The sequence below is a fragment of the Shinella sp. M31 genome (genome assembly GCF_049199205.1).
Classification (GTDB): domain Bacteria; phylum Pseudomonadota; class Alphaproteobacteria; order Rhizobiales; family Rhizobiaceae; genus Shinella.
Genome location: NZ_JBLZPH010000009.1, coordinates 444 through 25,056 on the forward strand (window position 1 = coordinate 444; position 24,613 = coordinate 25,056).

A 24,613-nucleotide genomic window follows, 5' to 3' on the forward strand; every position below is an offset into this window, starting at 1 on the left:
TCAAGGCCTCGTTCAAGGTGCTTGTCGAAGACGGTAACGAGGACGGCTCCGCACCAACCACGTCGCCATTTATTCTGACCGTGACACCCGTCAACGATGCGCCGAAGCTTAGCGTTACGCAGACAATTTTCTCGCTTGCCGAAGATACATCGACGGCGTCCACGCGCAAAGTGGCGGACCTCGCAATTCTCGATGTTGACGGTGGAAGCGTTAAACAATCGCTCGCCGGAGAAGACGCCTCACTGTTCGAGATACGCGACAACGCGCTTTGGCTTAAGGCGGGCGCGAAGCTTGATTTCGAGACCAACCCTACGCTTAACGTCACCATTCGCATCGATGATCTTACTATCGGCACAGGCTTCGAAGCATCAAAGTCATTAACAGTCACGATACGGGATATGTTGGAAAGGGTAAGCGGCACGTCGGGTAATGATGTCCTGGTCGGCGGGCAGACGAGCGATCACCTGGACGGTAAGGGCGGCAACGACACCATCATTGGCCGAGGCGGCGATGACACGCTCGTTGGCGGTACCGGCGTTGATACACTCACAGGCGGGGCCGGCGCCGATACCTTCGTATTCCGCATGATCGACGATTCGGCCAAGGGAATTTCCGGATATGTGAATAATGTCACCCTCGGCTGGCAATCCGGTCAAGGCCAGCGTGATATCATCACAGATTTCATCAGCGGCACAGATAAGATCGATGTCTCCCCTATGGATGCCAACACGGCAATAAAGGGCGATCAGGGCTTTATATGGCTTGGCGGGGCAGAATTTACCAGGAAGGCGGGTCAGTTGATCTACCGCCAGTATAACGAGGCGGGCACGTCAAACGATAAAACCGTCGTTTATGGGGATGTCGATGGCGATGGGCGCGCCGATTTCCAGATCGAGGTTGCAGGGCTGGTAACGTTGCGAACCGCGGACTTCATCTTATAAGCGGACAAGCCAGAGACTTCGTTGGCTTTTCTTTCTCGATATGCTCAACATCTTCCAAACGGCATCCGCGCCGGGCTCCAAATTCGACTATAAGCTTAGGTGGTTCGAGCGCCTACAAACATACGCGACCGGGCTTCTGGCCCTTGAGCTGCCGATGGCGCTCATCGGGAACTACAACGTCATGCCGACCGATCCCGACGTCTATGCTCCCGACCGCTGGCGCGACGATGCGCTGTTCCGCCCGAGGGTCTCAGGGCCTATACCGATCTGAGTTCGCACGGCGGCTCCAACTTAGGCGGGGCTCACGGACCCGTTGAGTAGGGCGACTTGGGTTGCGCTACTAGACGAGGTTTGCGCCCACGTTGGTGTTACGTGGTGATGAGCCTGCCGATTCCGCATCGCTGCGGCCTTGATATCGATCGAAGGCAACGAACTCTACTGATGCCCTGCGATGAACTTCCGTCATGATAGGCTCAAATATCTTGTTGCGAAGCTCCAGTTCGGCGTGTTCGGCAAGGTAGGCCGGCACGAGCTCGGCGATTTCGGCGGCGACAGCCCGCTCGTCTACCGTGGTCAGGCGTCCATGCTGGACGACAATACGGCCAGCGACCATGACGGTTTGGATCGAGGAGCCGTTCTCCGAATAGACGAGATGCTTCGCGACGTCGTTGACCGGCATAAAAGTATTCGAGTGCAGATCGAGGATAAGCAGGTCGGCGGCCTTGGCCAATTCAAGCGATCCGGTTGTGTCTTCCAGCATCGCAGTTCTGGCGCCGCCGATGGTCGCCATGGTCAGGATTTCGCGCGCTGACACCCAGCTCTCATGGTCAGCCCCGGTGGCGCTGTGAACGAGGCCGGCGACGCGCATGACGTCGAAGATACGCGCGGTGTCGTTCGAAGAGACGCCGTCCGTTCCCAGGCCAAGGGTGACGCCGGCATCAAGCAGCCGCCGTACGGGTGCAAAGCCTGCACCGAGCTTCAGGTTCGAAACCGCGTTGTGGGCAACGGACACCCCGGTCTTGCCCATCAAGCGAATATCCTCATCGCTGACCCAGACCGAATGTGCGATGGTCGTATTGCGCTTCAGCAGGCCGAGCTCATGCATGTAGGCAATCAGGGATTTGCCGTGCAGAAGGGGGCCGGTCACGCATTGCGTCCGGGTTTCGAGGACATGCGTGTGGAACGGCACCTGTTTTTCGATCGCTAGATCCATACAAGCCGCCATGAGATCTGGCGTACAGCGCTGCGGCGCCGAGGGGGCAATCATGAAGTTTACGCGCCCCGACGTTCCATGCAGGCTGGCGAACGCCGAGCGGCAATAGTCCATATAGTCCTTCGCCGTCAGCGGCGGCCCGAAATCGAGCAACGCTTGCAGCTTTTCAGGCATGATTTCGCGCGCAAAAGGCAGGGCGTCCAACGTATGCACGTTCATCGCGGCGCTGGAGACGTTGGCGCGGATGCCGGCATCGTCATAGGCGCGGAAGACGGTCGCCAGCCGGTCGAGATCATGCCGAGGCGGATCGAAGAAATCATCGCAAAGCGTGGTGACGCCGCTGCGCAGCGATTCCATCGCCAGCAACAGACTGCGCAGATAGAGCAGACGCTCGCCGATGGGATCGTTCATCAAAAGCGGATAGGCATAGAGCAGCCAGATTTCGAGCGGCATGCGTTCGTAGCGCCCGCGCAAGAAGGTCTCGCTGGAATGGGTGTGGGCATTCACCAGCCCAGGCATGACCAGCTTGCCGTCCCCGTCGATGACCTGCGAATCGAGGGAGGCGGAGAGACCAGTGCCGATAGCCGCAATGCGGCCCTCATCGATCAGGATATCGCCGGCAAAGGGTGTTGCGCCATGGGCGGCATCCATCGCCACGATGGTCGCATTGCGGATGAGGATTTCGCGCATGAAAGGTGTCCCGGAAAATACGGTTGATCGGAGCCTATTGATCACGAAGTTCGGCAAACGAGCTTGCAGCCTTGGCGCCGCCGCGCAGCTTGCCGGAGAGCCAGACGCCGAAGATGGTGGCGAGATAAGGCAACGCCTGCAGCAGGTCGTGCGGGATCCGGTCGCCAAACATCAATTGCGCGCGGATGCCGATGGCGCCGACCACGGCAAAGAACAGGGCCGCGAAAGTGGCGCCGACGGGATGCGAGGCGCCGAAGATGACGGCGGCGAAGGCCATGAAGCCGCGCCCCGCTGTCATGCCCTGCGCGAAGAACTGCAAGCTGCCGGCCGCCAATTCCGCGCCGCCTATGGCGCAGAGCATGCCGCCGATGCAGAGCGCCACCAGCCGCATGCGTGATGGATTGGCCCCGACGCCACGCGCAGCGAAGGGATGTTCGCCGCAGGCCGCAAGCCGCAGCCCGAAGCGGGTGCGCCGGAGAAGCAGCCATAGGGCGAAGACGACGAAGGGCATGGCCGCGACGGCGACCGACAACACGCCGTAAGCGCCGAAGGCCGGTCCGAGCTTGGGAAGACCGAAGGGCGCGGTGACGGTTGCCTGGCTGCCGAAGATCGACTGCACCGCCAGCGCCGTGCCGCCGACGCCAAGCCCGGTGAGACCCAGGCCGGCAATGATTGGATTGGCCTTCAGCCTGTCGATGACGAACCAGAGTAGGATCGAAGCCAGCACGCACAGCGCCATCGCGATAATAAGGGCGGCGGCCACGGATTGGGTCACCATGATGCCAACGATCGTGGCGCAGGCGCCGATGATCATCAGGCCTTCGAGACCGAGGTTCCAGACCCCTGCCCGCTGGGCAATGACGCCGGCGAGCGTGACATAGATTAGCGGCGTTCCCGAACGCAGGATGGCAATGATGATTTCGTTCATTGCGCGGGGCCTCCCAAACGCAGCACCTTGTCGATGAGCTTCGAGCGTGCGGTGATGAACAGCGCAATCGCCGCATTGATGATGTCGATCGCCGCCGACGGCAGGCCGGCCATGATCGGCAGATAAAGCGCCGCCGAAGCAAGGCCACCGAAGAAGACGGCAGCCACTGCCGTCCCCGCGACCGAGAGATTGGCGACGAGCGCGATCAGGATCGCGGTGAAGCCATGCGCGGGCAAGAAACCGGAAGCGATGCGCCCGTTCGGACCCATGAATTCGATGGTGCCAGCCAGACCCGCCAGCGCCCCCGAAATCAGGAAGCTCGAGAGGCCGAGTTTCCAAAGCCGCGCGCCCTGCCATTCCACCATCGTGCCGTTGCGACCTGCCAAGCTCGCCAGCACGCCGAAGGCGGTGCGGTTGACCAGAAGCCACATCGCGATGCCGACGATGACGGCGATGGCGATAATCGCCGGGGAAAGCCCAAGCGAGTTCGACAGGCGATAGGCAGCATCGAGCGGGCGACTGGAGGCCTGTTGGCCGGAGCCGGATGGGTCCTTCAGCGGCCCGGAGGTAACGTAGACCAAAAGCAGTCCGGCGAGAAAATTGCCCATGAGCGTGGTAATCACCTCGTCGGTGCCGGAGCGCAAGCGCAGCAAGCCCGGCCATAGCGCCCAGAGCGCGCCGCCGGCCATGCCGGCCATCAGCAGCGCGGGGATGACGAGCAAGGCGGGCCCGCCCTTGAAGGCTTCGGCGGCAAAGGCCGCGCAAATCGCCCCGACATAGAACTGGCCCTGCGCCCCGATGTTGAAGAAACCGGCGCGGAAGGAAATACCGACCCCGACGGCTGTGATGAACAGCGGCAGAGCCCAACGCAGGCTCTGTTCGATTGCGCCGCTGCGCAGAAAAGCGCCATCCAGCACCGACCAAAGCATAACGGGCGCATTAAAGCCGGCGAACTGGAAGACGATCGCGCAGAGCACCAGCGCGAAGACGACGAAGATCAAGCTACGGACAACCGTGTTGAGACTGTCTTTCATGCGCGTACCCTCGCAGTAGCACCGGTCATGGCCGCGCCCACCGCGGCGATGTCGAAGGGCGCGCGGAATTCACCGTTGATGCGCCCCGACAGCATCACCGCGACGCGGTCGGAAATATCGAAAAGTTCGTCAAGATCGGAGGAGATCAACAGGACAGCGGCACCGCCGTCGCGCGCTCGCCTGAGCGCCTGCCAGACGAAGGCCGTGGCGCCAATATCGAGGCCACGCGTCGGCTGGGCGGCGATGATGAGCTTCGCATCCGCATCGACCTCGCGTGCGAAAATCACCTTCTGCGCATTGCCGCCCGAGAGCGAACCAGCGCGCTGGCCGCAGGTGTGATAATGAACACTCCATTCCTTCAGTGACCGGTCGCAGGCCTCGCGGATCGCGGCGGGGCGGATCGTCCTGAGCAGGCTGCCCTCCAGCAATTGGCGCGCACTCCAGTTTTGCCAGAGCGAACTCGTCAGGCTCAGGCCCTCGACATTACGCTCGAAAGGAATGATCCGCAGGCCAATGGCGCGACGATTGGCGAGCGGCTGCGTCGTCACATCATGGCCGGCAAGGCCGATGGCGCCGCCGGCCAGATCCGCAAGCGCCGAAATCGCCCGCACCAGCGTTTTCTGGCCATTGCCCTCAACGCCGGCAATGCCGACGATTTCGCCCGGACGGATATCGAGGTCGATCCCGTCAAGCGCAATACCCTCATTATCGGGGCGGGTGGAAACGGCCCGCATGGCGAGAACGGTGGGGCCGCTGATCTCACTATATCTGTCGGCGTCTTCGCCCGATGCGGCCCTCGTTCCGACCACGGCGTCGCGATCTTGCTGCCCGAGCGTCTTGGCAATGCCATCCCCGACGATCAGATTGGCCAGCCGCTCGGCGGAAACATCTGCAATGTCGAGCGGCCCCTCGACCTTGCGACCACCGCGCAGCACGGTCACGGTATCGGCGATGCCGAGCACTTCCCGAATCTTGTGAAGGACCAGGATGACGGTGACACCTCGCTCCTTGAGACGACGGACGCGAGCAAACAGCATTTCGATGCCAGCCGGCGAGAGCACGGCGGTCGGCTCGTCGAGGATGAGCACGCGCGCATCGGTGACCAGCGCACGCGCGATCTCGATGCCCTGCTGGGTTTCGATCGGCAGGTCGCGGATGTGCTTGTTGAGATCGACCTGCACATCCAGCGCGGCTAGATGCGCCCGCCATTTGTCGGCAAGCCCCTTGCGGCTGTAGATACCACCTTTGCCGGTCGCGCCGAATTCCATGGCCTCTGCCACGGTGAATGAGGGCGGCAGCGCAAAGCTCTGATGCACGAGCTCGACGCCTGCCGCGCGACTTTCCCCGACATGGCCAGTTCGGATTTTCCGGCCCATGACATCGACGGCGCCTGTCGTCGGCGATACCAGTCCCGCCGTCACGCGGGCAAAGGTCGTCTTGCCGGCGCCGTTCTGGCCGACGACAGCATGGATCTGGCCCGCCGCAAAGGCAACGGAAACATCCGACAGCGCGGTGACATCGCCGAACTTCACGGTGACATCACGGCACTCCAGCGCGGATTTCGGAAGGTTGGACATTCTATCGATCCCATCGGAGAGCAAGGGCCGCGAACATCAGGAATGTGATGTCCGCGAGCCCGCCGGCGTGTCGCCAGGGCTTGCCAACCGGCCCCCTAGGGCCGGATTACGAGCTCAGAGCGTGGTGTTGAACGGAATCTTGATCGTTCCGTCCAGAATGCCTGCGCGCACCTTGTCGACTTCGACGAGGGCTTCCTTGGCCTTGGCAGTCAGCGCCGTCGGCCCCTGCTCTGCGAATATCGGCGAGGGAATAAAGTCGATGACACCGGTGCCGAGGCCGGTATGCTCATGCACTCCGCCCTTCCATGTCGAGCCGACGGCATTGGTGGCTTCGTTGTAGAGCGAGACGCCGAAATCGAGGCTGACGATCGAGATGACGGACTTCGGGCCAAGCTGGAACTGCGCCGGCGCCAGGCAACTCACCATGCGGCCTTCCTGTTCGCTGGCAGCCGCAATGATGCCGCCATCGGTCGCGGCCGCATCGGTCTGGATATAGTCGATGCCGCTATTATACATTTGCGTCGCGATTTCCTGGCCCTTTGCCGGATCTTGGAAAGAGCCGGCAAAGGCGGCGGTCACCGTCGCATCGGGCTTGACGGACTGCACGCCGGCCTTGAAGGCGTTGAAATCGGCATTGATCGGCGGGATCGAAATGCCGCCGATAAAGCCCATCTTGCCGGTCGTCGACATCCGGGCGGCAAAGACGCCGGAGAGATAGCAGCCGAGATAATAGTCGTAGGATACAGTCACGACATTGGGGATCGCCGGCTCGAAGGCATCGCCGAAAAGCTGGATCCACTTGGTGTCCGGATAGGACGGCGCCAGCGCCTTGAACGGTTCGGCCACTTCGTTGAAGGTGGAAACTATGATGGAAGCGCCGGCGTCACCGAGCGTGCGGAAGACGGTTTCGTAGGTCGCCGGGTCCTGGGCATAGATGGCGCGGTATTCGAAACCCTTTTCTTCCGAAAGCTGCTTGAGCTTGGCAATCATCTGGTCGACGGGACCATTGTCGCCGGCGGCCTGGGTGTGGACCAGTGCGACCAGCCCGCCGGCGGCCTTGGCGAAATCCGGAAGCATGGTGGCAGCAAAGCCGAGCGCTGCCGCGCCGGCGCCGGCCTGGAGAAATGAACGGCGGTTCATGAAATGATGCATCGGCGTCCCAGTCTTGTTTGTCATGATGGTTCCCTCTTCTTTCTTGCGGTTATCGTTGGTCAGGCGTTTCCTCAGCCGCATCACAGCGGCGGCGAATACGAAGCCGGGTTCATGATCATCACCTCCTGTTTCTGGATCGCATCGAGTGCCCAGACCTCGGAGATGAATTTCTGCCAGTCCGGATCGGCATACATGGCTGAGCGGCGGGCCTCGCGGTCGGCCAGGCTGTCATAGGCCCACATCAGCACGGTGGTGTGCAGCGTTCCGATTTCCGAAGCGTAAAGGCCGACGAACGTGTTGAGGTGGCGCTTCTGCACCGGCAAGCCGTCGGCCTCGTATTTCTTCATCCATTTCTCGACCGTGCCGGGCTTGAAAGTATAGGTGCGGTGTTCGAGGATCATTGATCTCTCCTTATGCATTCAAGATGAATTCGGCGCATTTTTCACCGATCATGATGGCGGGCGCATTGGTGTTGCCGCTGGAAATGACCGGCATGATCGAGGCATCGGCAACACGCAGGCCCTCGATGCCGTGGACCTTCAGCCGCGCATCAACCACCGCCATGGGATCGTTCCCCATCTTAGCGGTTCCCACTGGATGGAAGGTCGTCATCGCCGTCGCGCGCAGCCAGCGCGTCAGCGCCGCATCGTCGATAGCGGCGGGGCCGGGCGCCAGTTCGTTTCCGCGATAACGGTCGAAGGCCTGCTGCCCGACGATCTCGCGGGTCAGCTGGATCGCGTCGATCATCGTGCGGATGTCGAATTCGTCCTTGAGGTAGTTGGCGAGAATCTTCGGCTTGTCGGTCGGGTTCGACGAGCGCAGCGTGATTTCGCCGCGGCTGACCGGATTGACGGGGCCGACACGGATCGTAAAGCCATGATTGGCCTCCACCGCCTGCTTCTTGGCGAACGGATTGGGGAAGTGCAGGTTGGCGGTCTTTTCCAGCGCCGGCATAAAATGCAGCTGAATATCCGGCGCCACGAGATCGTCACGCGAGCGGATGAAGGCGCCGGCTTCATATGGGAAGGTCGTAGTGATGCCTTCGCCGAACAGCATGCCTTGCGCGACCGCCGGAATAAGCTTGTCGGCGCGCAGATCGCCGAACAAAGTGATCGGCTCGCGGCATTCCCAGCTCATGACGCAATCGACGTGATCCTGCAGGTTCTTGCCGACGCCGGGCAGGTCATGCACCGGCGCGATGCCGAGTGCCCTCAACTCGTCCGCCGGACCGATGCCGGAGAGAAGCAAGGCCTTGGGTGAATTGACGACGCCCGATGAAAGAATGATTTCCCCGCGTGTAAACACCTTCTCAAGCTTGCCGTCCTTGAGATACTCAACCCCGCGTGCCCGGCCGTTTTCGATGACGAGACGCGTGGTTTCTGCACCTGTGAGAACGTTCAGGTTCGGGCGGCCAAGGGCGGGGCGTAGGAAGGCCCATGAGGTTGACCAACGCTTGCCCTTGCGGATTGTGAAATCGTAGCGACCGAAACCTTCCTGGCTTTCTCCGTTGAAATCGTCATTGGCGGGATAGCCGGCCTGCTGGCCCGCTTCGCAGAATACGTCCATCAGGGGGTTGTGGCCGCGGGCTCGGCAGACGGTCAGCTCGCCGTCGGCGCTGTGAAATTCACCATTGCGCTGAACATGGGCTTCGGAGCGGCGAAACGCCGGGAGGACTTCGTCATAGGACCAGCCCGGCAGGCCGGACTGTGCCCAGCGGTCGTAGTCGTGGCGGTTGCCGCGCACATAGATCATGCCGTTGATCGTCGAGGTTCCCCCCAGAACCTTGCCGCGCGGCCAGTAGAGCGAGCGGCCGTCGAGGGAGGGTTCCGGCTCGGTATAATAATGCCAGTTGTAGATGCCGGAATGGAACAACTTGCCCATCAGCATCGGCAGGCGGAAGAGCGGATTGCGATCCTTGCCGCCGGCTTCAAGCAGCAGCACGCGATTACCAGGGTCTTTCGACAGGCGGTTGGCGACGACGCATCCCGCCGAGCCCGCGCCAACGACAATAAAATCAAATTCGACAGAAGAAGCCATGGTTCACCACGCGATGGGCCGGCCGCCCATCGTCTCCAGGTAAGAATTGCAAAGAAGGAATGGGTTATCGCGGCCGAGCACCTGATCGGCAAAAGCGGGATGGGCGCGTTGGACATAACCGATGGAACCGGCCAGCCCCTCGCGGATGCCGGATGCGCCTAGAATATCCGCCGCCGCATCGCCAAAACCGAGAAAGACGATCGGCTCGTTCCGCGCCAGCAGGCATTCAACCACGCGCAGCATCAGCGGACGCCAGAACGGAAGATGTCCGCGCGACTGGTGCGGATCGATATCGACGCGAAAGCGCGACAGCGTCAACGAAGCATTGAGCAGCAACACGCCGTCGAGGACCCAGCGGTCGGCAATCGCGCCAGGCGCCTCGAACCCCGAATTTTGATCGCAAAGCAGACGTCGCACGTCAGGCCAGCGGTCGAAATCGCGCGACAGGCTTTCGTCCCCGAGGCGGGCCGCCGCGATGAGTTGCATATAGGCACGGATGCTTTTGGAGAACATCTTGTCGAGTTCGGTCCATCCGGCAAGGTTACCCGCCTCGAAGGCCCGTCCGGTAGCGAAACCGGGCTCAGGATAGGGATCCTGCCCCAAAATCATGCAACGCACGCCCCCAGGCGCAATCCCATCGAAGGCGGCGAGGATATGAGCCCCCTTCGGCTGTCCGGGAAAGATCTTGCCGCGGCGCGCCGGGAAGATCGGTTCCCAGGGCTCGAAGTCCAGGCGCAGGTCGACACGGTCGAAATCGTCGCCGATGGGGCCGAGCGTATCGCGCCAAGCTTGCGGCAGGTCCGCCTCCCAGCCGGCGAGCGTGTGCGCCATCGCTTCTCTCAGTCTTGCCGGCATCCGCGCCCTCCCCGCACGTTCAATGACCGGAGACTAGACAAAAGCTGACCAAAGTGTCAACTTTCAAAAAACAAAAAATGACGATTTGGTCAGATTATTTTGACCAAACTGTCAGGTTCATGCAATAGACGCACTGCTCGCATTTCGCTGGAAAAGGCGGGAATCGCGAAAGATTCAAGTCGCCACCACGCAGGATTGCTGGCAAAAATGACGGCGGAACGGAGGCCAAGACGCATGGCAAAGGCAGCACGCGATCCGGAAGAACGCATTCGCGAACGCAATATCAGACTGATCATCAAGGCCGGGATTGAGATTTTCGCCCGCAAGGGTTTCGACGGAACGCGCATTGCCGAGATCGCCGAAGCTTCGGGCCTGCCCAAGGCCAATGTCTATTACTATTTCTCGTCGAAAGAAGAGATCTATACCGCCATCATTGCGCATTTGCTGACGAGCTGGGACAATGCGTTGAAATACATTTCGCCCGAACGAGAGCCCGCGGAAGCCTTCAGGCTCTACATAACAGCCAAGCTGGAATACACGCGCAAGAACATGGCCGAATCCCGGCTCTTTGCAAGCGAGATCATACAGGGCGCCCGTTTCCTGACGAAGAAGGACCGCGAGCACATCCGCCAAGTGACGGATACTCATGTCGCAGTCATCGAAGGCTGGATTGCCGCCGGCAAGATGCTGCCGGTCGATCCACGCCATTTGTTTATTATGCTCTGGGCCTCGACACAGTTTTACTCCGACTTCGAACCGGTCGCCATCGACGCGCTTAGAAAGTCACGCCTGAAGGCGGATGATTACGACAAAGCCGCCACGACCATCGCCGAAACGATCCTCAGGGGGATTCTCCCTAACCCTTAAATCGCAATTGGACGCGAGCCGGAATTTTGATCACTTCCTGACATCTGCAAAGGACATTCTGTGCGGATTGACGCCGCAACGTCCCCGAAGACACCTTCTCGCAGGTCTCGATGCTCCTCGTATTCGAGATATCAGTTCCGCGATGACTATATGAAAGTCAAGCTATGATCATTTGAAAGCAGAATCACGTCAGATTATAACGAAAGACCTTGTTCAAGGAGCTTCACAGATAATCAGTTCACCCCGCAGGGGACGTAGCATGCTGGAAAATTATGAAACGTTCGGTCCCAACGCACTTAATCGACCGCACCGCCTGGAGAAGGATCGCAACTTTTGCAATCAAGGGGCGGGTGTGCCAAAGCGCTAAGAGCGCGACAATGTCGAGACCTCGCCCCTCGTTAAATGACGCAAGTGACGAATCGTCATTGTGGTAACAAGGAGAGCGGCCGTGGAAGCCAAGGCAATCTTGTTTAAACCAAGCGGTTGGGTACCAAACAATCAGAGACTGCCTGTCTTGCACTATCAGATTCGGCTCGCGGATAGTGAAGACCTTGAAACCTTATTTGCGAAAAACGGCTGGTCGGGGATCTGGACAAACGGCGTTTTCGATTACCAACACTATCACAGCGGCGCGCATGAAGTGCTGGGCGTCAAAAGCGGAACGGCTACATTACTGATCGGCGGACCTGATGGCTACTGCTTTAGGGTTTCGTCAGGCGACTGCCTCATCCTCCCAGCAGGCACCGGACATCAGAATCTCGGAAGCTCAGAAGATTTTCGGGTCGTCGGAGCTTATCCGCAAGGCCAGCATGCTGATATACAGCGTTCGGCCGCCGCAGCAGAGATGCTGCAGAAGATTGCATCGGTACCTTTACCGTCCACCGACCCGATTCATGGGTCATCAGGCGCATTGCTTGAAAAGTGGTGTTGAGAAGGTTGGGCACGAATATGACGACATACCCGCCGTCTATACCGCCGCGTGCCGTTTGTGGAGGTCGAGCCGATGTGGATCATCTCAGTTGCGGCACGATTTTAGATAATGGCGCGCCGCGAGACCCAGAGCAACGTCCGCTTTTGCTCGGACGCGCGGAGAGCGACGTCCCGTATTTTCCTCAGCAGAGTTTGGCAATCTCAGCGGTGAGGCCTCTATTCGCGGCCTCTTCACCCTCCGCCCAAGCCTTGGCGAGCACAGGGATGTCCGATGGATGGATTGTTTCGATGCCGTCCCGAAGGGCGGTCGGCAAAAGATAGAGCAAGGGCATCGGTTGCACTGATCGAAGCCAACGACATCTTTCCCTCGATGGAAGTCGGTGGGTCCCATGTTCGAGGGCTAACCCGAGGTCGGCGAGAACAAGCAAGTCCAGCGCCGAGGTCTCAAGTGCGGGCCACCTTTTGCGGTCGGTCATTCGGCAATGATCGCCGGTATCTCGCTTGTGTCGTGATGATAATGTCGGCGAGAACGGCCATCATCACCTCTTTCTCACGTGCTCGGGGGCAACAGGAAGAATTTGTCAGCCTTTATGGACCGTGGCCCAGTGCGGATAGGTCACGAAAGCCGTGAGAGCACCCTCGCCTTCGGTCGTGATGGTAACCACCTCCCCTTTTGGCATGTAGACAATATCACCCCGCGCAGCCGTGACCGTGCCGTTGGATGTGCAGACGGAAAGGCGGCCTTCGAGGACAATCATAGTGTCGTCCACCTCCATCGTCTCCGTCAGGGACTGATCGGGCGCATAGCGGCCGTAACCGATCGTCACTGGCCCGCCGTCTTTCTCGTCGACAAGGTTGCCGACATAGATTTCCGCATTCTGCCCGGGCGATTTGCCCATCTTCGCATCGGACACGCTGAACTTTTGGACCTTCATCTGAATGCTCCTATGTTATTTCCAGCACATAGTGCGCAAGCGGCCCCTGCCAAGCTTTGCAGACGGAGAAGACATGACCGCGAACACCTGCTCGATCCCGACACCCGAACAGTGCAAGTATCTAAAAATCAGGGAGGCGGCCGAGCATGCCATGCTAGATAAGGTCTTTAAGGCGATCGACGACGCGGCCGCGGAAGTGGCGGAAGAGTTCGCGAGGGCGGACCTCGAGTTCGAGCCGACCGGCCTAGATTACTTTACATTCGCGACGCAACAGATTCTGTTCGTGCGTCTGTGCGGTGGAGATCTGAGCACCCTGGAAGGTGGCGATCCCGAGATCGGGGAACGCATCGTTGCCAACGGGCAGCACATCATCGACCACTACTGGCGACGGAGTGCAAGGGACAATCCTCAAATTTGAGATCGGGCAGAATTTTACCGAGCGCTGCCTGCCAGCTCAGGGTGCCTGCCCTTCCCGAACCCTTAAACGATTTTCGCGTAGCACGCCGGAAGATCATCTGGGTGACGGCTGGTGACCAGCCCCGATCGCATACGACTTCCTCGTTCATCCATTAACCGCCTGCGTTCTCGATATCCCTGCGGATCGTTGGAAATGCGGCTAGCTGGTTCCTGTCCCGTTTTCCGCAATACGTAAATGCTTGGGCCTGAATCTCGCCTACGAGTATCGGGCGCGTTTCTCTGGAATGGCGCTGCGTCAGGCGATCTCCTGGATTCACTGACCAAGCTCACCTTGGCCGATCGCTTAGGTCGTCTTTATTGGCCATCGATGTCGGCGACATCCTGATCGCCGAAGGCCTTGCCCGGAAGTGGGCGGATCGCGTCGGAGCTGATGTGATTGAAATCGCTGCACCGATCACCGTCATGAATCGGTGAGCGAGGTGCGATTCCAAACTCTCATTGGACGTCGGATCCGGATCGCGCGATTCTGTCCCCATGATAGCGCAGCCCTACCACCTCTATGTCGAGCGTGTCGCCCTGGAAAAGAACATGGCGCGCTTCTACACACTGGCCGTCCAGCCAACCTTGTTTGGCGGGGTGTCGGTTGTGCGCGCATGGGGACGGATCGGGACCCGTGGGCAGGAGATGGTCCACCTCTTTGACAACGAAAGCGAGGCTGTCACCCTGTTCCTGGATGTCCTTCGAGAAAAGCGCCGACGGGGCTACAAGCCGAAACGAGTTGTGGACATCCATCGGATCTAAGCCATGCCGCGATCGCCAGCGATGACAACGAGGCGAGAAGCTGACACGGATTTCGGATTGTTCCACTGTTCGAGGAAATCCCATGACCACGACCAATGAAATCGCCGACAAGATTGCCACCGATAACGGCCTGACTAAGGTTCAGGGCAAGGCCATCGTAGAAGCCGTTTTCCAGGCTATCACCGATGCAGCAAGCTCCGGCGCGGAGACGTCCATCCCTGGCTTTGGGAAGTTCAAGGTGAAGGCGTCACCTGAGCGTGAAGGCCGCAATCCGGCAACGGGCGAAGCTATGAAGATCGCGGCTTCCAAAAAGCTGGCCTTCTCGCCGGCCAAGGCGCTCAAGGATGCACTGAACAAGTGATCATTCACAGGAATAGCCCGCCTTGTCGGCGGGGAATTCCGGATCAGTTCCGGGTTGACCGGGACCAAATGAGGGAGAGGCCTTCCTCGCCTTCGACAAGACGGGTCAGTTATTAATCTGGCGGTTGGTTTTTTTGTCGCTGGCTTGAGTTCTCATATTGGCGGCACTAGCAAGACGGAGTGACGCTTCGCCAGTCTAAGCGCTCAATAAGTGGAGCAACGATTGTAGAGCGTTCATAACCTTGGAACATCCAACGTCCGTCCACGTACGGTGCAGCATCAAAGCTGACGCTGTTGTTGCTCCGCTTGCAGCCTCGCCGTACGTAGACGCTCGGTTTTCTCGTCGCGCCGACGATGTTCTTCGGCGATCGAATCTCGCGCGGCCTGCGACCTCCGCTCGAACGCGACGCCTTTTTGGGCGCTGGTCCGTGAGACGCGCCCTTTATCGTGCGACTCGGGCGGGCGCAGGATTGTGCCCGCCAACGCGGCCTGAGACATTCAGAAACTATCCGCAGACTTTTGCTTGAAGCGCTGTCCAGCCGGCGGCGAAGACATGCGTTGAGATGATCTCCACATACTTCCCCGCATCCGCCGGCTCCTCGTCGAAGGTCGCCGTCCATTCGACGAATGTCCGGTTTCCATCGGTAATCGGGAGTAGTCGAATCCCGGCGACATAGTTCTTCACCGGGAAAGCCGGCTTTACGAAGTTATAGGATAGCGAATGGTCGCTGTCGCTGAGCGAGAGAAGCTGTTCGCGTACATGGGCGCCATCGGTCAGGTAGAAGGAGCGGATGCCGCCGACATCGCTGCCGCTCAAGCCATCCTCGATCTCGCTTCTGGCGATTGCCGGATGCCAGTTCGGCAGACCGTTGAAATCGCGGACAATTTCCCAGACTGTTTCGATTGGCGCGTCGATGACTGCGCTTGCATAAGCCTTGGCCACTTTTCCCTCCTAGTGCTGGATGGCGAGGTTTTTAAATGCTTTCGTCTGATCGACGAGGGCTTTTTCCACGGGAAGGCGTTCCATGCTGGAGGCGCCGTAGAAACCGTGGCAGCCGGGGCACCGCTCCAGGATAAAGCGGGCATCTTCGGGCTCGGCGATCGGGCCTCCATGGCACAAGACGATGATATCGGGATTGACGCTATGGGCCGCCGTGGCGATGGCGTTGATATTCTCCACGCAGTCCTCCAGCGTCAGCGCCGTGCCCGCTCCGATCGATCCACCCGTCGTTAGTCCCATATGGGCAACGACGATATCGGCGCCGGCCTCGGTCATCGCCCGCGCATCCTCGACCGAGAACACATAGGGCGTGGTCAGCATGTCCTTGGAGCGCGCCAGTCGGACGAGATCGACCTCGAGGCCGTAGCCCATGCCGGTCTCTTCGAGATTGGCGCGGAACGTGCCGTCGATCAGGCCGACCGTCGGAAAGTTCTGGATGCCGGCAAAGCCGACCGCTTTCAACTCGTCAAGGAAATGATCGAAATTGCAGAACGGATCCGTCCCATTCACGCCGGCCAGAACTGGTGTGTGTTTGACGACCGGCAAGACTTCCCGCGCCATGTCGAGCACGATCTCATTGGCATTTCCGTAGGAAAGCAGGCCGGCCAAAGAGCCCCGCCCGGCCATGCGGTAGCGGCCGGAATTATAGATGACGATCAGGTCGATGCCGCCGACTTCCTCGCACTTGGCCGAAAGCCCCGTGCCGGCGCCACCACCGATGATGGGGATCTTCGCTTTGATCTGCTGGCGGAACTTGTCCAGCAACTGGCTCCTGTCAAACTTCATGTGAGCTGCCCTTACTGATTTCATGGAAGTGGCGGACGACTTCGGAGCTGAACTCCGGTGAATTGATGCCATGCGGCACCCTTAGAACCTGACGCATGTCCGTCTGCTGCACGGTGCTTTCGATTGCATCGAACAGGGCGGCATCGGCGTCCGGATCGTGGAACGGTTGCCCGGGCGCATCCAGCAGCGACACCCCACCAAGCGGAAGAAGGAAGCGGACCGGGCCGATGCTGCGGTTGAGGCGCTCGCCGATCCACTTGCCCATCGCCACGTTCTCGTCGCGCGTCGTGCGCATCAGGGTGATCTGCGGATTGTGGATATAGAGATTGCGGTGGCTGTATTTCTCTGGGACGGTATCGATGCCGGCGAAATTGACCATGTCGAGCGCGCCGCAGGAACCGACATAGGGCAGGTCCGACCCGGCGAGGAACCCGAACCGGTCCTCCGTCGCCGGAAGGATGCCGCCGAACAGGAGGTCGCAGACTTCCGTCGTGGTGACATCGAGGACGCCGGCGAGGTATCCAGAGGAGGCAAGCTTTTCCATCGACTGGCCGCCGATGCCGGTGGCGTGGAACACCAGGCATTCGAACCGGTCACGCAACGGCTCGACGATCTGGGTCACGCAAGGCGTCGTGACGCCGAACATCGTCAGGCCAAGCGCCGGCCTGTCGTCCTCGGTTGCCTCCTGCCGGTTGCGGACCATGCCGGCGATGGAATTGGCCGCATTCGAAAGCACCGTGCGCGAAATGCGGTTGAGGCCGGCAATGTCAGTGATGGAGTTGACCATGGAGATGTCATTTGGCCCGACATAGGCGCTGACATTGCCGGAGGCGACGGTCGAGACCATCACGCGCGGCGTGCCGACCGGCAGGACGCGCATCGCCTGCGTGACCATCGCGGTGCCGCCAGAACCGCCAAGGCCGATGATGCCGCCGACGTCGTCGCGCGCGAGGATGAAGCGCTCGAAGGCCAGCCCCATGGCCGAAACCGCCGAGCCGCGATCACCGGTGAACACGGCCGCGGCGCCGCCCGGATGGAAACCCGCGACGGATTTCGCATCGATATCCGCGTCCTCGGCCGGCGTCGCCGTCGAGAGATCGACGAGAACAGCCGTCAGGCCCTGCTCGCGGATCAGCCGCGCGACATAGCGAAGTTCGTCGTCCTTCGTATCGAAGGAGCCTGCCACATAGATTGTCTTGCTCATTCCTTCCTCCTCAAACATGTCTCATCTTTTTCGTCGCCCCGCGCAGGCCGAGGCCGATCATGGCGAGCAGCGTGATAGCGTAGGGCGCGATATCGGTGATCTGGTTGGGCAATCCCTGCCCCTGAAGCCGCAGCCCCACGGCATCGGCGAGGCCAAAACCGAAGCAGGCGAGCGCAATGCCGAACGGATGGGCCCGTCCGAGCATCACGGCGACCACGGCGATCCAGCCGCGGCCGGCCGTCATGTTTTCGGCAAACAGCGCCACGGAACCGAGCGCTAGCACGGCGCCGGCCAGCCCGCAGAGCCCGCCGGCGAGGACGACGACCGCTGTCTGGTAGCGGCTCACATTGGCGCCCATCGCGGCGGCGGCGGAAGGAACCTCGCCGATGCCGCGGAGGCGAAGGCCCCAGCGTGTCCGGAACAGGTAGATATTGATGGCAACCACCAGCAGCCAAGAAAGATAAACCAGCGCGTTATGGCCACTGACGATCGCGCCGAGTACGGGAACATCACCAAGCGCCTCCAGGCCGAAGCGCGGTAGCGCAGTCACCGCCGGATCGACCAGCGTGCCGGTGACGCCGAAGAGGGCGCTGAGAAGATAGGTGGTCAGTCCCGAGGCCAGCAGGTTCAACCCGATGCCGATGACAATGGGATCACCGCCGAACCGGGCGCCGCCGAGCGCCAGCGGCAAGGCGAAGATCGCCGTACAGACGACCGCGGCCAGGACGGCCAGAACTGGCGAGCCCAAGGCGGTGCTGGCGGCGACGGTCACGAAGGCGCCGACCAGCATCTTGCCTTCCAGCGCGATGTTGAAGACCCCGGCGCGCTCGCAAAGGGCGCCTGCCATAGCGGCGAGCAGCACCGGCGTCATCAGATCGAGAACCTGCGAGAGAAGCATGTCGATCATCCCTATCGCCTCCTAAAGAGAATCGGGCGGGCGGCAAGGCATAGGATGATCAATGCCTGCAGAACCCAGGTGAGGACGGCGGGAAGGCCGAGCGCCCGCTCCATGGCGAAACCGCCCACCTGCAAAGCCGCGAAGAAGACGGATACGACAACGGTCGCCACCGGGCTCGCCATGGCGAGCACGGCCGCCATCAGCCCCGACCAGGTATAGCCGGGAGCAAGCAGGGCACCGTCGGTGAAGCGGTATTGCTGGCCGAGGATAAGCAGTGCGCCGACTAAGCCGGCGACAGCGCCGCTTAGATACGCAACCCGCTGCGTCTGCCGTGGCAGGTTCGTTCCCGTATATTGCGCGAAACGTGGATTGAGGCCGGTCATGCGCCATTCGAAGCCATTGACGCCGCTCCTGTCGTTGACGACCACGACGATGGCGACCACGGCCATGATCACCATGCCCATGCTGATCGGCAGATCAAGAATGGCATTGGGGAGGCGTGCGGAGGAGAGGACGCGATGGGTTTCCGGCATGCCCGTCGAAGGGTCGCGCAAGGGATAGCGGACCAGATAGGATGTGACGCCGCGAGCGATGTAGCTCATCAACAGGCTTGCGATTAGGAACGGGATGGCAAGGCCAAGCTGAAGGATGGCCGCGATCCAGGCATAGAGACCGCCCGCGCCCATGGCGGCGATTAAGGCCAAAATTGCCCTCGCGGGGCCTGGGACGGGCAGATAGAGCGCGACCAGCACCGCCGCCAACCCGCCGACCAGCATCTGCCCGTCGCCGCCGAGATTGACGAGGCCGGCGCGCAAGGCGATGGCGACGGCAAGCGCCATGCCAACCAGCGGCACGCTGCGGGCGAGCGTTTCCGCCAGTCCGCGACCGGCAAAGGCCCCCTTGGCGATTTCCAGGTAGACTGACAGGGGGTTGGCCCCGGTCGAGACGACGACACAGCCGCCGAGGACGACCGCGACCGCAATCGATAGAAGAATTGCCGCTAGTCGGGATTTCGTATCGAGGCTTCCTGCCGTCATGCGCCTTGCACTCCCCCCACCATCCATGTCCCGATGGTGTTTTCGTTCATGTCGCTGCCGGTGAGCCCCGCATTGATGCGGCCCTCGAACATCACGAAAATGCGGTCGGACAGCGCGAGCAATTCGGTGAGATCGGACGAGACCACCAGAATGGCGCGGCCCTTGTCGCGTTCGGCGATCAGGGTCTTGTGGATGAACTCGATTGCCCCGACATCGACCCCGCGCGTCGGCTCCTCGATGATGATCAGCGGCGCGCCATGCTCGATCTCGCGGGCGATTACCACCTTCTGCATGTTGCCGCCCGAGAGCGAGCCGACCGGCACCGCCTCGGATGCGGCCTTCACCCGGAACTGCTCGATCAGCCTGCGCGCCTGCGCCCGGATCGCCTCCTTGCGCAGGAAGCCACGGTTCGAGGCCGCAGCACTGCGATGCCTTCCGAAAACGATGTTCTCGGCAATCGATGCGGCCGGCGCGGTGCCCGTCAGGTGACGGTCCTCCGGCACATAGGAAATGCCGGCGGCACGGCGCTGCGCAATCGAGAGGCTGGAAATATCCCGCCCCGCGACGACGACCTCGCCGGTGGAGGCCTCAAGCCCGGTCACCGCGGATATAAGCTGCGGCTGGCCGTTTCCCGAAACGCCGGCGATGCCGACGATCTCGCCCGGCCGGACGTCGAAGGACACGTTATCGACCACAGCAATCTCGCCCTTGCGCACCGAGAGGTTTCGAACCGAGAGCATCGGCTCCGCCGTCGGCGTCATCTTCGGCGCAACCGTCGGCGGCACGTTTCGCCCGATCATCGCGCGGATGATCTCGGTCTCGCTGGTTTCCCGGGTGACGAGCGTGTCGGACAGACGTCCGTCGCGCATGACCGTGATCCGGTCGGTGATGGCGACGACCTCGGGGATCTTGTGGGTGACGAGAACAAGCGCCATGCCCTGATCTGCCAGATGCCGCATCGCCGCAAACAGGCTGTCGCGCTCCTGCGGTGTCAGCACCGCCGTCGGCTCGTCGAGGACGAGAATGCGCGCCTGGCGCGACAGCGCTTTGAGGATCTCCAGCCGCTGGCGAATGCCCACGGCCAGATCGCGGACGCGGCTGTCGGGATCGATCTCCAGGCCATGCTTTTTGCCGAGACGCCGCACGAAATCGCGCGCGGCATCCGCGGAGACGAAGGGACCGTTGCCGGGCTCATTATGGAACACAAGGTTTTCCCAGACGGTGAGGTTGGGAAACTGCCTGAATGTCTGGTGGACCATGCCGACCCCGGCCGCGATGGCGCCGAGCGGGCTTGAAAAATCCATCGCCGTGCCGTCGATCTGAATCTCGCCGGCGTCCGGTTTGAGCAAGCCGTATAGAATGTTCATGAGGGTGGACTTTCCAGCCCCGTTCTCACCCATCACGGCATGGATTTCACCGCTGTTCACCGAAAGGCTGACGCCTTCATTGGCGACAAGGCTGCCGAACCGTTTGGTGATGCCCTTCATCTGAAGCAAGGTCATCGCTCTGCTCCGGCTCCGTTACTGTGCCATCGGATCGGGGATGGCAATCTCGCCGGAGACGATCTTGGCCTGCATATCCTTGATCTGGGCAATGACCTCAGGCTTGCTGGCGATCGCACAGCCGGAGGCCGCCACGTCGTCGGTCGTCGCTAGGAGTTGCAGCCCGCCCTCGGCGAGACCGAAGCTCACCACCGGCTTCGCCGAGCCCTTGAGGATGCCGTCAATGGTGGCCGGCAGGACGATATCCACGCGCTTGAGCGTGCTGTCGAGAATGGCGCCCGGCGCATCGCCGCACTGGTTGACGTCGAGGCCGATGGCCATGGCGCCTTCCTTCTCTGCCACCGCCTTGAAGACGCCGCCATTGCTTCCGGCCGCGACCGCATAGATGCGGTCGGCGCCATTCGACAGCTGCAAGGCCGCCTGCGTCTGCGCCCGGACCGGATCCTGGAACGGATTGTCGCCGCCGATCCACGATGTCGGCAGCACGTTGATGTCCGCGCGTGCGGCCTTGGCGCCGAGCGCGTAAGAATCCGTGTAGCGATGCAGGAAGGGAATATCGAGCGCGCCGATCACGCCGACCGTCTTGCTCGCTGATGTCAGGGCGGCCTCCGCTCCCGCCAGATAGGCGGCCTCCTGCTCGCGGAACACCGCGCAATAGACATTCTCCGGCGCCTCGGGGATGCAGGTATCGACGATGATGAATTTCGTCTCGGGATTTTCCGGCGCGAGGTCGGCGACGATATCGCCGAATTCGAAACCCATGACGGCGACGATCGGCGCCTTCATGTCGATGGCGGCCTGCACGTTCTGGCGGCGGGTCGAGAGATCGGTGCCCTCGAAAATACGGGCCTTGACGCCCTGGGCTTCGGCGGCCTTCTCGATCCCGGTCTTTCCGAGGCCGAGGAACTTGTTCACGCCGATGCGGCTGGGCGTCACCAGAACATAGGACACATCCTCGGCCCGAGCCGAAACGAAGGCCGAAGCGAGGGAAAAGACCGAACCAAGGCACAGATACAGGAACTTCCTGGCAGTCGTCATGCTGGACTCCATAAGCTTTGATGTCGCGGATTGATGAGGTACGTCGGCGGCGCTTACCTCAGTAAGGCGTGTCGCCGCCGTCAGTATTGATCGCCTGGCCGCGAATGATCATCGCGTCGTCGCTGAGCAGGAACGAGATCGTCCGTGCCAGTTCGGTGGGTTCGATATGCCGGCGCAATTGCGAGCTGATCAACTGCTTGAACACCTCGTCCGGCGCTTGGCTGACCAGATCGCCATAGGCGACTGCGACCTCGCGCAGCATGTCCGTCGCCATGCCGCCGGGGCAGACGCAGTTGACGTTGATATCGTGGGGCGCGAGCACCTCGGATAACACACGGGTGAAATTGATCATCGCGGCCTTGCTGGCGCTGTAGGCGAGCGACTGCGTATGCCCCTTCTTGCCGGCCTCGGACGCCACGTTGACGATCGCGCCCTTGATGCCCTTGGCGATCATGGCCTTTGCGACCAGTCGGGCCGCCTCGAAGGCACCGAAGACGTTGATGGAGAAGATGCGCTCCCACTCGCTCCACGGCGTTTCGAGCGGATCGACGTGGCGCACGATGGCCGCGCAATTGACGAGGCCGTCGATTGCGCCGAGCGTCTCGGTGGCCTGATCGATTGCAGCCGCGACCGAGGCGGTATCGCCGAGATCGACCACGACGCCGGTGATGGCGCCGGCATCGGGGCCGAGGCTGGCGATCGCTTCGTTCAGAGCCTGCTCGCGGACATCCGCGATGACGACCGACGCTCCCTCGGCCGCCAGCAATGCCGCGGTCGCCTTGCCGGCGCCGCCGGCGCCGCCGAGAACCAGATAACGCTTGCCGGCATGCGACCGGGTCGGCACCACTTGCCGCACGGCCAGCGGGGCATGCTCGCCCCTGGTGGCAAAAGAACCCATTTTTCCTCCCTTGAGTCTCCTCGCCGGAAACTCGCTCCATTCCTCGCAGACCAAGTTGCTCTACTCCTCGAGTTCTGACAAAGTCCACTTGGCGAGAAGTGGACCAGGAATGAACAGGATTTCACCTGCAAGGATCAGCCGGCTCATCGGCAATTGGCGAGGAGCGGAAGGCAAGGTCAGCCATCAGTTGAGTTTAGCGCTAGCCAGACTCATCGCGGCACGCGAACTTCCGGTCGGCGGACTGCTCCCGTCCGAACGCAGCCTGTCGACGGCGCTCGCAATCAGCCGCGGTACCGTGGTCACGGCATATGCCTCTCTGAGAGACGCCGGCGTACTTGACAGCCGCCACGGCAGCGGCCATCGCATCACCGCACTGGCCGCCGCCTCCGGTGCCGCGCACACGCGCCTTGTAGGAGAAGTGCTGGCCCTTCCCCAGGATATCGACATGACTAGCGGCGCCCTGCCGCCCTCGCCGATCCTGACGAATATGCTGGCGGCGTTGCGCGGCACCGACCTCGCCAGCCTCGCGGCGGGCCTGGGCTATGACGCCTCCGGCCTCCCCGCCCTACGCTGGGCCGTGGCGCGCTACTACGCCGATCTGGGCTTGCCGACCCATCCCGACAACATCCTCATCACGAGCGGCGCGCAGCAGGCGGTGTGGCTTGTCGCCAATGCCATGGTCGAGGCATCCGATGCGGTCGTGGTCGAGGATCCCATTTACCGCGGCTCCCTGGAGGCTTTTCGCCGGCGCAATGCGCGGATCGTCCCGGTCGCGGCCACGGAGCACGGCCTGGATATGAAACAGCTCGAAAAGGCGTTGGAGAACCGGCCGAAGCTTCTCTATCTCTTCCCCGAGGCTCATAATCCCACGGGCAGATCGTTGGACGAGGCGAACCGCCGCACCCTGACGGATTTGCTGCAGCGCTATCCGACCTTCCTCGTGGAAGACGGCGCGCAGAACGAACTTTCGACGCTGGCGGGCATGACCCCGCGCCCGATTGCCGGCCAGGTCGATCCCGACCGCGTCGCCACCATCGGCACGCTTTCAAAACTCTTCTGGGGCGGCATCCGCATCGGCTGGATCCGTGCAGCACCGCCGGTGATCAGCCGGCTGGCGAGCTTCAAGGCCGTCAACGACCTCGGCTGCTCGATGTTCGACCAGCATCTCGCCATCGGCCTGCTCGAAAACATTCGGGACGCGCGGGCTTACCGTCATGAGGAAGTCGCCAGCCACCTCGATATCGCCGAAAACCTCATCGGTCAAAGGGCGGCAGGCCGGTGGCAATGGACCCGCCCATCCGGCGGGACCGCGATCTGGATCAGGATGCCCGGCATCGACACGGTGGCGCTCTGCCAGGAGGCACAGCGCCGCCGTCTTTTTTTGTCGGCAGGCCCCGGCTACTCCGCCCGGGAGAACTTCAGCGACGTCATCCGCCTGCCTTTCGTCCGTCCGCTTGAGACCATGAAGTTTGCCATTGATACGATCTGCGACCTGACGGCGTGACAGCCTGCA

At 61.5% G+C, this 24,613-nt stretch carries 24 protein-coding genes and 1 pseudogene; 8 read left to right on the forward strand and 17 right to left on the reverse strand.

The window, feature by feature from the left end:
- Both ACOZKU_RS01815 and ACOZKU_RS01820 read left to right on the forward strand, forming a co-directional pair.
- Positions 1 to 941, forward strand: a 941-nt coding sequence (locus tag ACOZKU_RS01815) for a M10 family metallopeptidase C-terminal domain-containing protein (RefSeq protein WP_421577412.1), incomplete at its 5' end; no start/stop codon positions are given.
- Between the two features lie 70 nt (positions 942 to 1,011).
- Positions 1,012 to 1,191, forward strand: a pseudogene (locus ACOZKU_RS01820) (exodeoxyribonuclease III); the annotation flags it as partial.
- A gap of 90 nt (positions 1,192 to 1,281) precedes the next feature.
- On the opposite strand, the gene ACOZKU_RS01825 reads toward ACOZKU_RS01820, so the two are convergent.
- From ACOZKU_RS01825 to ACOZKU_RS01860, 8 genes are all read right to left on the reverse strand, one after another.
- A complete protein-coding gene (locus tag ACOZKU_RS01825) occupies positions 1,282 to 2,844 on the reverse strand; it encodes an amidohydrolase family protein (protein ID WP_421577413.1) in 1,563 nt (520 codons plus the stop codon).
- Positions 2,845 to 2,878: 34 nt separating this feature from the next.
- The gene (locus ACOZKU_RS01830; RefSeq protein WP_421577414.1) at positions 2,879 to 3,772 is read right to left on the reverse strand and encodes an ABC transporter permease; all 894 of its coding nucleotides are present in this window, start codon (positions 3,770 to 3,772) and stop codon (positions 2,879 to 2,881) included.
- The gene (locus ACOZKU_RS01835) at positions 3,769 to 4,806 is read right to left on the reverse strand and encodes an ABC transporter permease (RefSeq protein WP_421577415.1); all 1,038 of its coding nucleotides are present in this window, start codon (positions 4,804 to 4,806) and stop codon (positions 3,769 to 3,771) included. The genes ACOZKU_RS01830 and ACOZKU_RS01835 overlap by 4 nt, the downstream gene beginning before the upstream one ends.
- On the reverse strand, positions 4,803 to 6,383 hold the full coding sequence (locus tag ACOZKU_RS01840; protein ID WP_421577416.1) for an ABC transporter ATP-binding protein: 1,581 nt from the start codon (positions 6,381 to 6,383) through the stop codon (positions 4,803 to 4,805). The genes ACOZKU_RS01835 and ACOZKU_RS01840 overlap by 4 nt, the downstream gene beginning before the upstream one ends.
- 114 nt (positions 6,384 to 6,497) lie before the next feature.
- Positions 6,498 to 7,523 carry a BMP family ABC transporter substrate-binding protein gene (locus tag ACOZKU_RS01845; protein ID WP_421577442.1) on the reverse strand — a complete coding sequence of 342 codons (1,026 nt, stop codon included), beginning with the start codon at positions 7,521 to 7,523 and terminating at the stop codon, positions 6,498 to 6,500.
- 92 nt (positions 7,524 to 7,615) lie between these two features.
- Positions 7,616 to 7,936, reverse strand: coding sequence for an NIPSNAP family protein (locus ACOZKU_RS01850; protein WP_314093608.1), 321 nt, complete (start codon positions 7,934 to 7,936; stop codon positions 7,616 to 7,618).
- A 10-nt stretch (positions 7,937 to 7,946) separates the two neighbouring features.
- Complete coding sequence (locus ACOZKU_RS01855) at positions 7,947 to 9,572, reverse strand: GMC family oxidoreductase (RefSeq protein WP_421577417.1); 1,626 nt, start codon at positions 9,570 to 9,572, stop codon at positions 7,947 to 7,949.
- Between the two features lie 3 nt (positions 9,573 to 9,575).
- Positions 9,576 to 10,403, reverse strand: coding sequence for a uracil-DNA glycosylase (locus ACOZKU_RS01860; RefSeq protein WP_421577443.1), 828 nt, complete (start codon positions 10,401 to 10,403; stop codon positions 9,576 to 9,578).
- Between the two features lie 258 nt (positions 10,404 to 10,661).
- Between ACOZKU_RS01860 and ACOZKU_RS01865 the strand changes: the two genes are divergently transcribed.
- Both ACOZKU_RS01865 and ACOZKU_RS01870 read left to right on the forward strand, forming a co-directional pair.
- Positions 10,662 to 11,294, forward strand: a complete 633-nt coding sequence (locus tag ACOZKU_RS01865; RefSeq protein ID WP_421577444.1) for a TetR family transcriptional regulator C-terminal domain-containing protein — start codon at positions 10,662 to 10,664, stop codon at positions 11,292 to 11,294.
- 448 nt (positions 11,295 to 11,742) lie between these two features.
- Positions 11,743 to 12,225 carry a cupin gene (locus ACOZKU_RS01870; RefSeq protein WP_421577418.1) on the forward strand — a complete coding sequence of 161 codons (483 nt, stop codon included), beginning with the start codon at positions 11,743 to 11,745 and terminating at the stop codon, positions 12,223 to 12,225.
- Positions 12,226 to 12,805: 580 nt separating this feature from the next.
- Here ACOZKU_RS01870 and ACOZKU_RS01875 read toward each other — a convergent pair.
- A complete protein-coding gene (locus tag ACOZKU_RS01875; RefSeq protein ID WP_421577419.1) occupies positions 12,806 to 13,159 on the reverse strand; it encodes an ethanolamine utilization protein in 354 nt (117 codons plus the stop codon).
- A gap of 73 nt (positions 13,160 to 13,232) precedes the next feature.
- Between ACOZKU_RS01875 and ACOZKU_RS01880 the strand changes: the two genes are divergently transcribed.
- The 3 genes from ACOZKU_RS01880 to ACOZKU_RS01890 all read left to right on the forward strand — a co-directional run bounded on the left by ACOZKU_RS01880 (position 13,233) and on the right by ACOZKU_RS01890 (position 14,738).
- Positions 13,233 to 13,577: a hypothetical protein gene (locus ACOZKU_RS01880; RefSeq protein WP_421577420.1), complete on the forward strand. Its 345-nt coding sequence runs from the start codon at positions 13,233 to 13,235 to the stop codon at positions 13,575 to 13,577.
- Between the two features lie 533 nt (positions 13,578 to 14,110).
- Positions 14,111 to 14,377 carry a WGR domain-containing protein gene (locus ACOZKU_RS01885; RefSeq protein WP_421577421.1) on the forward strand — a complete coding sequence of 89 codons (267 nt, stop codon included), beginning with the start codon at positions 14,111 to 14,113 and terminating at the stop codon, positions 14,375 to 14,377.
- An 82-nt stretch (positions 14,378 to 14,459) separates the two neighbouring features.
- Positions 14,460 to 14,738 (forward strand): HU family DNA-binding protein, encoded by a 279-nt coding sequence (locus tag ACOZKU_RS01890; RefSeq protein WP_421577422.1) that lies wholly within the window; start codon positions 14,460 to 14,462, stop codon positions 14,736 to 14,738.
- Positions 14,739 to 15,242: 504 nt separating this feature from the next.
- Here the strand turns inward: ACOZKU_RS01890 and ACOZKU_RS01895 are convergent.
- From ACOZKU_RS01895 to ACOZKU_RS01930, 8 genes are read right to left on the reverse strand one after another with little or no spacing between them, the layout of a single operon-like run.
- Positions 15,243 to 15,680 carry an SRPBCC family protein gene (locus tag ACOZKU_RS01895; RefSeq protein ID WP_314093654.1) on the reverse strand — a complete coding sequence of 146 codons (438 nt, stop codon included), beginning with the start codon at positions 15,678 to 15,680 and terminating at the stop codon, positions 15,243 to 15,245.
- Positions 15,681 to 15,689: 9 nt separating this feature from the next.
- Positions 15,690 to 16,523: a phosphoenolpyruvate hydrolase family protein gene (locus tag ACOZKU_RS01900; RefSeq protein WP_421577423.1), complete on the reverse strand. Its 834-nt coding sequence runs from the start codon at positions 16,521 to 16,523 to the stop codon at positions 15,690 to 15,692.
- Positions 16,513 to 17,727, reverse strand: coding sequence for a Tm-1-like ATP-binding domain-containing protein (locus ACOZKU_RS01905; RefSeq protein ID WP_421577424.1), 1,215 nt, complete (start codon positions 17,725 to 17,727; stop codon positions 16,513 to 16,515). The genes ACOZKU_RS01900 and ACOZKU_RS01905 overlap by 11 nt, the downstream gene beginning before the upstream one ends.
- A 10-nt stretch (positions 17,728 to 17,737) precedes the next feature.
- On the reverse strand, positions 17,738 to 18,634 hold the full coding sequence (locus ACOZKU_RS01910) for an ABC transporter permease (RefSeq protein ID WP_421577425.1): 897 nt from the start codon (positions 18,632 to 18,634) through the stop codon (positions 17,738 to 17,740).
- A gap of 2 nt (positions 18,635 to 18,636) precedes the next feature.
- A complete protein-coding gene (locus ACOZKU_RS01915) occupies positions 18,637 to 19,662 on the reverse strand; it encodes an ABC transporter permease (RefSeq protein WP_421577426.1) in 1,026 nt (341 codons plus the stop codon).
- Positions 19,659 to 21,164: an ABC transporter ATP-binding protein gene (locus ACOZKU_RS01920; protein ID WP_421577427.1), complete on the reverse strand. Its 1,506-nt coding sequence runs from the start codon at positions 21,162 to 21,164 to the stop codon at positions 19,659 to 19,661. The genes ACOZKU_RS01915 and ACOZKU_RS01920 overlap by 4 nt, the downstream gene beginning before the upstream one ends.
- Before the next feature lie 18 nt (positions 21,165 to 21,182).
- A complete protein-coding gene (locus ACOZKU_RS01925) occupies positions 21,183 to 22,202 on the reverse strand; it encodes a BMP family ABC transporter substrate-binding protein (RefSeq protein WP_421577428.1) in 1,020 nt (339 codons plus the stop codon).
- A gap of 58 nt (positions 22,203 to 22,260) precedes the next feature.
- Entirely contained in the window at positions 22,261 to 23,100 is an 840-nt protein-coding gene (locus ACOZKU_RS01930; protein WP_421577429.1) for an SDR family NAD(P)-dependent oxidoreductase, read from the reverse strand.
- Positions 23,101 to 23,209: 109 nt separating this feature from the next.
- Here ACOZKU_RS01930 and ACOZKU_RS01935 point away from each other — a divergent pair, with 109 nt between their 5' ends.
- The gene (locus tag ACOZKU_RS01935) at positions 23,210 to 24,604 is read left to right on the forward strand and encodes a PLP-dependent aminotransferase family protein (RefSeq protein WP_421577430.1); all 1,395 of its coding nucleotides are present in this window, start codon (positions 23,210 to 23,212) and stop codon (positions 24,602 to 24,604) included.
- Positions 24,605 to 24,613: the final 9 nt, after the last annotated feature.

What these genes read in the sequence shown, in the direction of transcription:
- ACOZKU_RS01845 (WP_421577442.1), bottom strand. Translation starts at nt 7,523, where the DNA reads ATGAACCGCCGTTCATTTCTCCAGGCCGGCGCCGGCGCGGCAGCGCTC.
- ACOZKU_RS01825 (WP_421577413.1), bottom strand. Translation starts at nt 2,844, where the DNA reads ATGCGCGAAATCCTCATCCGCAATGCGACCATCGTGGCGATGGATGCC.
- ACOZKU_RS01850 (WP_314093608.1), bottom strand. Translation starts at nt 7,936, where the DNA reads ATGATCCTCGAACACCGCACCTATACTTTCAAGCCCGGCACGGTCGAG.
- ACOZKU_RS01885 (WP_421577421.1), top strand. Translation starts at nt 14,111, where the DNA reads ATGATAGCGCAGCCCTACCACCTCTATGTCGAGCGTGTCGCCCTGGAA.
- ACOZKU_RS01865 (WP_421577444.1), top strand. Translation starts at nt 10,662, where the DNA reads ATGGCAAAGGCAGCACGCGATCCGGAAGAACGCATTCGCGAACGCAAT.
- ACOZKU_RS01875 (WP_421577419.1), bottom strand. Translation starts at nt 13,159, where the DNA reads ATGAAGGTCCAAAAGTTCAGCGTGTCCGATGCGAAGATGGGCAAATCG.
- ACOZKU_RS01935 (WP_421577430.1), top strand. Translation starts at nt 23,210, where the DNA reads ATGAACAGGATTTCACCTGCAAGGATCAGCCGGCTCATCGGCAATTGG.
- ACOZKU_RS01835 (WP_421577415.1), bottom strand. Translation starts at nt 4,806, where the DNA reads ATGAAAGACAGTCTCAACACGGTTGTCCGTAGCTTGATCTTCGTCGTC.
- ACOZKU_RS01840 (WP_421577416.1), bottom strand. Translation starts at nt 6,383, where the DNA reads ATGTCCAACCTTCCGAAATCCGCGCTGGAGTGCCGTGATGTCACCGTG.
- ACOZKU_RS01880 (WP_421577420.1), top strand. Translation starts at nt 13,233, where the DNA reads ATGACCGCGAACACCTGCTCGATCCCGACACCCGAACAGTGCAAGTAT.
- ACOZKU_RS01930 (WP_421577429.1), bottom strand. Translation starts at nt 23,100, where the DNA reads ATGGGTTCTTTTGCCACCAGGGGCGAGCATGCCCCGCTGGCCGTGCGG.
- ACOZKU_RS01925 (WP_421577428.1), bottom strand. Translation starts at nt 22,202, where the DNA reads ATGACGACTGCCAGGAAGTTCCTGTATCTGTGCCTTGGTTCGGTCTTT.
- ACOZKU_RS01910 (WP_421577425.1), bottom strand. Translation starts at nt 18,634, where the DNA reads ATGATCGACATGCTTCTCTCGCAGGTTCTCGATCTGATGACGCCGGTG.
- ACOZKU_RS01860 (WP_421577443.1), bottom strand. Translation starts at nt 10,403, where the DNA reads ATGGCGCACACGCTCGCCGGCTGGGAGGCGGACCTGCCGCAAGCTTGG.
- ACOZKU_RS01900 (WP_421577423.1), bottom strand. Translation starts at nt 16,523, where the DNA reads ATGAAGTTTGACAGGAGCCAGTTGCTGGACAAGTTCCGCCAGCAGATC.
- ACOZKU_RS01830 (WP_421577414.1), bottom strand. Translation starts at nt 3,772, where the DNA reads ATGAACGAAATCATCATTGCCATCCTGCGTTCGGGAACGCCGCTAATC.
- ACOZKU_RS01890 (WP_421577422.1), top strand. Translation starts at nt 14,460, where the DNA reads ATGACCACGACCAATGAAATCGCCGACAAGATTGCCACCGATAACGGC.
- ACOZKU_RS01905 (WP_421577424.1), bottom strand. Translation starts at nt 17,727, where the DNA reads ATGAGCAAGACAATCTATGTGGCAGGCTCCTTCGATACGAAGGACGAC.
- ACOZKU_RS01855 (WP_421577417.1), bottom strand. Translation starts at nt 9,572, where the DNA reads ATGGCTTCTTCTGTCGAATTTGATTTTATTGTCGTTGGCGCGGGCTCG.
- ACOZKU_RS01920 (WP_421577427.1), bottom strand. Translation starts at nt 21,164, where the DNA reads ATGACCTTGCTTCAGATGAAGGGCATCACCAAACGGTTCGGCAGCCTT.
- ACOZKU_RS01915 (WP_421577426.1), bottom strand. Translation starts at nt 19,662, where the DNA reads ATGACGGCAGGAAGCCTCGATACGAAATCCCGACTAGCGGCAATTCTT.